Origin of the sequence: Clostridioides sp. ES-S-0006-03, assembly GCF_020662275.1 — a bacterium.
GTDB lineage: Bacteria > Bacillota > Clostridia > Peptostreptococcales > Peptostreptococcaceae > Clostridioides.
Genome location: NZ_JADGMM010000025.1, coordinates 1 through 8,371 on the forward strand (window position 1 = coordinate 1; position 8,371 = coordinate 8,371).

8 protein-coding genes are annotated in these 8,371 nt (G+C 25.5%); 2 read left to right on the forward strand and 6 right to left on the reverse strand.

Features of this window, described 5'->3' with window-relative positions; translation table 11 throughout:
- Positions 1-289 precede the first annotated feature (289 nt).
- The 6 genes from IR151_RS19645 to IR151_RS19670 all read right to left on the reverse strand — a co-directional run bounded on the left by IR151_RS19645 (position 290) and on the right by IR151_RS19670 (position 5,513).
- Positions 290-1,531, reverse strand: coding sequence for an ABC transporter permease subunit (locus tag IR151_RS19645; protein ID WP_227437606.1), 1,242 nt, complete (start codon positions 1,529-1,531; stop codon positions 290-292).
- A gap of 20 nt (positions 1,532-1,551) precedes the next feature.
- A complete protein-coding gene (locus tag IR151_RS19650) occupies positions 1,552-2,418 on the reverse strand; it encodes an ABC transporter ATP-binding protein (RefSeq protein ID WP_227437608.1) in 867 nt (288 codons plus the stop codon).
- A 37-nt stretch (positions 2,419-2,455) separates the two neighbouring features.
- Positions 2,456-3,217 carry a hypothetical protein gene (locus IR151_RS19655; RefSeq protein ID WP_227437610.1) on the reverse strand — a complete coding sequence of 254 codons (762 nt, stop codon included), beginning with the start codon at positions 3,215-3,217 and terminating at the stop codon, positions 2,456-2,458.
- Positions 3,214-3,729, reverse strand: coding sequence for an RNA polymerase sigma factor (locus IR151_RS19660; RefSeq protein WP_227437612.1), 516 nt, complete (start codon positions 3,727-3,729; stop codon positions 3,214-3,216). Before IR151_RS19660 ends, IR151_RS19655 begins: the two co-directional genes overlap by 4 nt.
- 178 nt (positions 3,730-3,907) lie before the next feature.
- A complete protein-coding gene (locus IR151_RS19665) occupies positions 3,908-4,576 on the reverse strand; it encodes a VanZ family protein (RefSeq protein WP_227437614.1) in 669 nt (222 codons plus the stop codon).
- Positions 4,577-5,231: 655 nt separating this feature from the next.
- Positions 5,232-5,513 carry a hypothetical protein gene (locus IR151_RS19670; protein ID WP_227437616.1) on the reverse strand — a complete coding sequence of 94 codons (282 nt, stop codon included), beginning with the start codon at positions 5,511-5,513 and terminating at the stop codon, positions 5,232-5,234.
- 282 nt (positions 5,514-5,795) lie between these two features.
- Here IR151_RS19670 and IR151_RS19675 point away from each other — a divergent pair, with 282 nt between their 5' ends.
- Both IR151_RS19675 and IR151_RS19680 read left to right on the forward strand, forming a co-directional pair.
- A complete protein-coding gene (locus IR151_RS19675) occupies positions 5,796-6,617 on the forward strand; it encodes an AraC family transcriptional regulator (protein WP_413927378.1) in 822 nt (273 codons plus the stop codon).
- Between the two features lie 208 nt (positions 6,618-6,825).
- Positions 6,826-8,334, forward strand: a complete 1,509-nt coding sequence (locus tag IR151_RS19680; RefSeq protein WP_227437618.1) for a recombinase family protein — start codon at positions 6,826-6,828, stop codon at positions 8,332-8,334.
- Positions 8,335-8,371 lie beyond the last annotated feature (37 nt).

Below are 8,371 nucleotides of genomic sequence, written 5' to 3' on the forward strand. Positions count from 1 at the left end.
ATAATTGACCATGTTGTATATAAAAAAGAGCCTAATCAAAAATGCGATGATTTTTCTTTAATACTATACCCCATTATATCAAAAGATTAATTGTATATTTCAATGTTATAAACAGACTGACTACCAAAAATCAGTCTGTTTATAACTGTGATTTATAGCATCTAAAATACATATAATATAATTATTACTAAATTTAATGTCAAGATAATATAAAAAGACATAGATGAATTACTCTTCATTCATGTCTTTTTTGTATTATTATTTTTTTCATATATTTCTATATTATATATTAATTAACTTGATGTTTTCTAAAGTTATTCTTAACAAAAGGTAAAAAAATAATTGATAATATTAAACCTGTAAAAATAATCATTGTAGGTAAATCTATTATTAAGTTTCCAAATCTGTAGTTTACATACTCAGAAAATGAGAATGAAATAGCATTTGATGGTAAAATTCGAAGAATCTGATTATATAGCCAATTTGTCTCACTATATTTTAAGAATAGTGGTATAAATAGTAACACTATATCTGTAATTAAAACTGGAAAAGGCGATTTCATGCAAGAAGATAATAAAAGTGTAAATCCAATTAATGCTATTAATATCATATAGATAACTAAAATACTCAATAAGGTTGCTTGTAAAAATGTAACTGGGTATGGTGTTGAGCTCACTGTAAGTTGTAATGGTAAATTCCATCCATCTACTCCAAAAGACAATATAAGAATTCCAATAGATATAATTGTATTTATTATAAAAACAATTGTCCCAAATAAAAAGGAACTTATTATTTTAGCTGTTATAACTTTTGTTTTTCCATATTTAGAAGACAATATCACTGAATCAGTACCTGATTGATATTCTCCTGAAAATACAGAAGCTATACTTATACAGATAGCCAATATAGTGAAAATTAGTAAGTCTCTACCCAGTAAAAAATAATTCCAGCCTTCATAATATCCATTTAAATAGGGTTCATTTATTTTCTTATTCTTAGATAACCAAAACTCTTTTTCTTTTTGTGCATAATTTCCATCTGAATATTCACTGTTTAATATTGTATTTACTTTTTCATTTCTAAACTTATAAAAATTAGTTCTATTTTTTAATGATATTGATTGAAGTATCATAGAATTAAAATCATTTGGTGCATTATATGATTCTGTTATAAAGTTATAAAATGTTTTGTTTGGATAAAAGAATCTCCAATAAACACCTTGCTTAAAACTTGAAAATCCATTTTCATCTTTTACAATATTATTTGGATTATTAAAATTTTTTTGATATTCTCTGATTGAGTTTTCTATTTTTTTATCTGTTATGTATCCCTCGTTTAATTTAGATTGTTGTTTTGAAAGTTCAATAGCTTGTAGCCCTCTATACTCTTTACCATTCTCATCATAGGATTTTTCTTTGAGTGGCATTAAGGCAAAAAGAAATATACTTAAAATCAAGCTTCCTAAAACAACTGCTATTGTAGACTTTCTTTTTATTATCTTTTTTAATTCAAACTTAATTAATGTAGACATATTTATCCCCTCACACATATTTATTGTACTTCATTAAAACAATATAAATATAAATCTTCTAATGTTGGTCTTAGATTACATGCATTATCATGTGGTTTTATATCACTTATAATTCTAAGAGTGGCAACACCTCCAGAGTGATGAATATTTACCAAACAATATTTACTAGCCATATAATCTACTTCATTTTCATTAACCACACATTTCCATACTTTATCTTCTATTTTTGATGTTACTGCTTCCACTGAACCATCCAAAATTAGATTCCCTTTTTTCAGTATTAAAATTTTATCTGCAATATGTTCTACATCAGATACAATATGAGTAGATAAAATTACAATTTTTTCCTTGGAGAATTCTGAAATCAAATTACGAAAACGGACTCTTTCTTTTGGGTCTAAACCAGCTGTTGGCTCATCTAATATTAAAATTTTAGGGTCATTAAGCAATGTCTGAGCAAACCCAAGTCTTTGTTTCATACCACCAGAAAATGTTCTTATTTTTTTATTAACGACACCTGACAATCCAACCAACTCTAATAATTCTTGCGATTTTTCTTTTGCGTAACTAGGAGTTAAACCTTTCAATGAAGCTATATATAACATAAACTCTTTTGCAGTAAAGTCTGGATAATATCCAAATTCTTGAGGAAGATATCCAATCATATCTCTAAAATCTTCTCCCATATCCAAATTATTTTTACCATCTATCTTCACTTCTCCAGAGGTTGGGCTTAATACTCCGCAAATCATTCTTATAAGAGTTGTTTTTCCTGCTCCATTTTCTCCTAAGAATCCATATATACCTTCATTTAGCTTGAATTCTATCCTATCTACTATAATTTTGTTATCATATTGTTTTGTTAGACATTCTAAACTTAGTTCCATACAATTCCTCCTAATACTATATATTGTTATTTATTATTTAGATAATAATGTTTTCAAATGAACAAAGATGTTTCCATGTTTTTTTTATTTCATGTATTAATATTACTGATGTCACTAAAAAAATAATTAACCATTGCTCTATTGATTCAAATTGATATATACTGTTTTTAAAAGTACCAAGCATAAATATTAACAAGACAAGAGATGTACCATAAATCATACAATAGTAATTTGTATACTTACCTCTATTTCTATTTATAATTTCTAAGCATCCAATACACATTAAGTTAAAAGGTACTAATATATAAATTATTATATACAAGGTATTGATATCAATTATTTGTTTTGCTAGTAATAAAATAACGCACATAAATAATAAATCACTTACTCCAAAAACAATCATTCTAGTAGCAATAATTTTATGTAATGTATTTTTTGTTGAAAATTCTATTTCCAATACACTATTGTTATATACTTTTGCTATCTCCTCTATATTAGTCAATATAAAAAGTGGAACTGCTACAGAAACCAAGGATAATATTTCATAAAATGAGTTATTATCTCTTGATGTATTGAATAGTAATGCACATATTGTACATAACACTAGAAATTGTATAATCCAGGTTCTTTTTCGTATAAAACCAATTTGAGAGATAAAAAAATCTATACTATTCATCCTTTTATCAGCGTTACTAAACGTCATTTTATGTATTGTTTTAATAGTCTTTTCAAAAGCTGAAACTTCATATTTAGGAACTGTATACTCCATTAAACTTTTTTTGATTTTTTTCTTATTCATAGTTTGCCTCCTTCCATATATGCCTCTAATTTTTTTAAGGCCATACTCATCCTATACTTTGTAACAGATACACTGGAATCCATAATTTTAGCAATATCCTTAAATTTCAAATCATGATAATACCGCAAAATTACTACTTCAAATTCTGTTTCTGGCAATTTAGTCAAAGCTTCTTTTACAAATATTTTGTTTTCTACATCTACTAATTCTTGTTTAGATTCTTCTTTGTCTAGTGACTCTAAATATAGGGGTTGTTTTTTCTTCCAAAAATCCTTACACCTATTTCTAGCAATAACATATAAATAATTTTCAAATTTACCATAGTGTTTATAATTACTTATATTTTTTATAACTGTTACAAATACATCTTGAGTTAAGTCCTGTGCAGTCATTTGATTATCTACATGGCGATAACAATAACAATAGACGCTATTATAATATTTCTCTATTAAAGTATCAAACAATTCTTTTTTACCTGTTTTTATTTGTGCTATAATCCTAGAATCATTCACTATTATCACCTCCATCACTCTATATAACGATTAAAACAAAGATAATCTTCAAATGACTTTATACCTTTAGATAATGCCCTATTTATTCCTTGTTTTGCTGTTTTGTTTAACGCTAAACTCTTATTGATAACTATTTTAAATTTAAGTATAATATATAAAACTAAATATTGATTATAATTTAATTATCCTCTCTTAAAATATCCTGTTTATAAATTTTAATATCCTCTTCAAGAGCTTCTTGTGAGTCACTATTTAATTCCTTATTTATGTATATCTTGTCTATAAAAAGTTTAAGCTTTCCTCTATAAGATAATTTGAATATAATGTATGCAATACAACCACCTAAAGTATTCATTATCAAATCATCTATATCTACAGCTCTTAACTGTGGAACTATAGACATGCAGTTCATAATTAATTGAATAGTTTCTATTGATAATGATATTAAAAAGCTAACTATAATTGTTTTTTTAAAATTTCTTAAACTTGATTTTATTAAACATAGATATAATGTAAATGGTAATAACAACAAAGTGTTGCCAATTAAATTATTTTTTATAAGATTTATATTTGTATACTTATTTTCTATGAAATCTCTAAATGGCAATAGATTTATATTCATTTTTTCATAAATCGTAAATCCTGAGAAATAATTTTCATCTGTATCTATTGGCAAAATGACTAAACTTATTAATATAAATAAATAAAGTATAAATATGTTGACCATTATTTCTTTTAAAAAAATATACTTCTCTTTATTCTTATACTTATTTATAAGTACAATTACCCTAACTATTACCCATATTGGTAATCCACACACAAATAACTTCATTATATCAAATTTCATAATCTACCTCCTTAGTATTTGTAATTTGAAAACTTTAAGTAATTTTATCCTTATAAAATTGATTTATCTAGTGTAAATTACTTCTACTATCTTATATAACGATTTACAGTTTCAAAAAGTCAGTATTAAAAAATTATTTTATAAAATATATTCTTTAATATTTATCAATAACAATTTGAAACTTATATACTATCTGAAAATAAAAATAAAAGCTCTCTCCAAATATTTTATATATTTAGAGGTAGCTTTTATTTTTAATAACTATATTTGATTTGGATAATCTAAGGTAGTGTTTATATAAAGTTTATATTTTCTACATCATCTATTACAGCGTTTCTAATTTCCATCTTCTCCTCCTTAAACATAAAATATTTATGATAGTTATTTTCTATTTTATAATCTTTTATAGTAATAAATTTTAAAAATTATATAACTTACTTTAGTAAGAGTATACCAGTTTTCTTTTATACAATAAATTAAATTTTAAAATAATACTGATATTTCAAATCTTAACAATATTTTATAAGAAATTATCATATGTAATCTAAGTTTTAATGAGTATATTATTAGTTAAAGATTTATTATAAATTAACTAGTGAAGTTTTAATGTTAAGTTTTTAAATATATTTGTCCTATTTTATATCATAAAGAAGTGCTAATTACTAGCAACTTCCTTATTTGAGTTTTGTACTTTTAATTGTCTATCTATCATTATTTTTTCTATTGCTTTATATATTCTATCATCTTTATCCTGTTTTTCTCCTATTGTAAACTTTCTTCCTAGTGTTGTTTCAGGAGATACTACATGGCATACAGTATTTCCATGTAGTACTGTCATGGATATTTTATAACCATTATCGTCTGTTGGAACATCTACATCATCATCAAAGTATGTTATAGTAGTTGTACCATCCAAATCTTTTTCTATCTTTGGCATGCAAATCCCCTCCTCTCTTATATTTTATGTATATTAAAAATTGTCCTATTCTTAATTAATATTTATAAGTATTTAAGTAGTGTAATTTATGAAAAACAGCAATATATATCCAAAATACTCCATACAGTTAAGCACTTAATTAGATACTTTATGTAGTAAATTAAAACCATTATACTCTAATAAAATTAAGTGCTAAACTATGATATACTAAATATAAAAAAATTATATAATTAATAACTTTAATACTTAAGATTTAATATTTAAGTTGATTTTCAATACTAAATCTATATTGAAGAAAACATAACAAAAGAAATTGAATATGAACAACTGGCAAAAATAGCTTGTTGTTCTACATATCATTTTCAAAGGATGTTTGCTTATATGGCAGATGTACCTCTTTCTGAGTATATTCGACGTAGACGGATGTCTTTGGCTGCTGTAGAATTACAAAATGATAATAAAAAAATAATTGATGTAGCTTTGAAATATGGATACACTTCTCCAACAGCATTCAATCGTGCCTTTAAAAGTATTCATGGTATTGCACCATCAATTATACAAAAAGGAGAAACAATAAATTTAAAGGCCTTTCCTCCAATTAGCTTTAAAATTACTATAAAAGGAGCTGAAGAAATGAATTATAGAATTGAAAAGAAAGAAGAATTTCGTATTGTTGGTGTATCTCAACGCCTTCACACTGAGTTAGAAAAAAATTTTGAGATTGTTCCAAAAATGTGGCAACAATCTGCATTAGATGGAACTATTCAAAAACTGTTATCTATGATGAATAGCCAACCAAAAGGTGTATTAGGTGTAAGTGTGTGTAATGATTCAGAAGAGTGGAAATACTTTATCTCTGTTGCAAGCACAGAATCCATAGAGGATAAATTAGATGAATATACTATTTCACCTTTTACTTGGGCGATATTTTCTGGAGAAGGACAATGCCCACAAGCTATACAAGAACTAGAAAAACGCATTGTAACAGAATGGTTACCTACTTCCGGATATGAGTATGACAATGGTCCTGATATTGAACTTTACTTAAATCCAGACCCACAAAATTCTAAGTTTGAAGTATGGATACCTGTTATAAAAAAATAACCTACAAATTTAATTTATATAGATATATAGAAATAGAAAGATAGAATTTATGCAAAAGTGAAGTTATATTTATAATAACAAAGACTTGAATATATATGTGAAAATAAACATGTTAAAAAATAAAATCTATTTTTTACATGTTTATTTTTTATGTTTTAAATATAATCAGTTTACTGCTGAATATAATATATTCAAGGAGTGTGATTTAATGAATGTTTCTATTTATCTGCGAAAAAGCAGAGCTGATGAAGAAGCAGAACACAGAGGTGAGTTTGAAACATTAGGTAGACATAAAACAACACTACTAAAACTAGCAAAAGAACAAAACTTAAATGTAATTGATGTTAAAGAGGAACTTATTTCTGGAGAAAGTATAGAATATAGGCCTAAGATGTTAGAACTACTAGATGAAGTTAAAAGTAATAATTATGATGCTGTTTTAGTAATGGATATTGACCGTTTAGGACGTGGAAATATGCAAGACCAAGGATTAATATTAGATACTTTTAAAAAGTCTCAAACAAAAATTATTACTCCTAGGAAAACTTATGATTTGAATGATGAATTTGATGAAGAATATTCTGAATTTGAAGCTTTTATGGCTCGTAAAGAATTAAAACTAATATCTAGGCGTATGCAAAGAGGTAAAATTAAAAGTATTGAAGAAGGTAAGTTTATTGCTCAGTCTCCTCCCTATGGATATGATATTAAATACTTAAACAATAAAGAAAGAATTCTTATAGTAAATAAAGATAAAGCAAATGTTATTAAAATGATATTCGATATGTATTTAAAAGGAATTGGAGCCTGTAAAATATCCAAGTATCTAAATGAACTTGGTTATAAAACCACAACAGGTAGAACTTGGTATGAAAAAGGTGTAAGAGATATTATAAAAAATAAAGTATATTGTGGATACATAGTATGGAATAAAGTTGAGAGAAAAAGAAATTCTAGTAGGACTAGAGGTATTGAGGAACAAATGGAAGTAAAAGGAAAACATGAACCAATAATAAGCGAAGAAATATGGAATAAAGCGCAAGATATAAGAAAAAAACGCAGTAACTCACCTACTCCAAACAATAAAATAACCAATCCTTTAGCTGGAATTATAAAATGTGGATATTGTGGTCATACTTTAGTTGCAAAATCTAATACAACATCAAAAGGATATGAGAAATATATAGTCTGCACTAATTGTAAAAATAAATCTACTAAATTATACATATTAGAAAATAAAGTTTTAGAGGTTTTAAGTAAATGGCTAACAGATTATAAACTATCTTTGAAAGAAGAACTTGTTTTTAAAGATAAATTTGAAGATAATTTAAAATGTACTTTAACATCCTTAAAAAAAGAACTTGAGAACCTAGAGAAACAAAAGGGAGGATTACATGATTTTTTAGAACAAGGAATATATAGTTCAGATGTATTTATAGAACGTTCAAATATACTTACATCACGTATAGAAGATGTTAAAAGTTCTATAAATAAAGTAAATATAGATATTAAAATAGCAAAGGAAAAAAGTACTGTTAGAATGCAAATTATTCCTCAACTTGAAAAAGTTTTAAGAGAATACACAGAAGAGAAAGAGCCTTATCTAAAAAATATATTGCTTAAAAGTATAATTGACCATGTTGTATATAAAAAAGAGCCTAATCAAAAATGCGATGATTTTTCTTTAATACTATACCCCATTATATCAAAAGATTAATTGTATATTTCAATGTTATAAACAGACTGACTACCAA

Coding starts and splice junctions, on each gene's coding strand:
- IR151_RS19645 (WP_227437606.1), bottom strand. CDS start 1,531: ATGTCTACATTAATTAAGTTTGAATTAAAAAAGATAATAAAAAGAAAG.
- IR151_RS19650 (WP_227437608.1), bottom strand. CDS start 2,418: ATGGAACTAAGTTTAGAATGTCTAACAAAACAATATGATAACAAAATT.
- IR151_RS19655 (WP_227437610.1), bottom strand. CDS start 3,217: ATGAATAAGAAAAAAATCAAAAAAAGTTTAATGGAGTATACAGTTCCT.
- IR151_RS19665 (WP_227437614.1), bottom strand. CDS start 4,576: ATGAAATTTGATATAATGAAGTTATTTGTGTGTGGATTACCAATATGG.
- IR151_RS19670 (WP_227437616.1), bottom strand. CDS start 5,513: ATGCCAAAGATAGAAAAAGATTTGGATGGTACAACTACTATAACATAC.
- IR151_RS19680 (WP_227437618.1), top strand. CDS start 6,826: ATGAATGTTTCTATTTATCTGCGAAAAAGCAGAGCTGATGAAGAAGCA.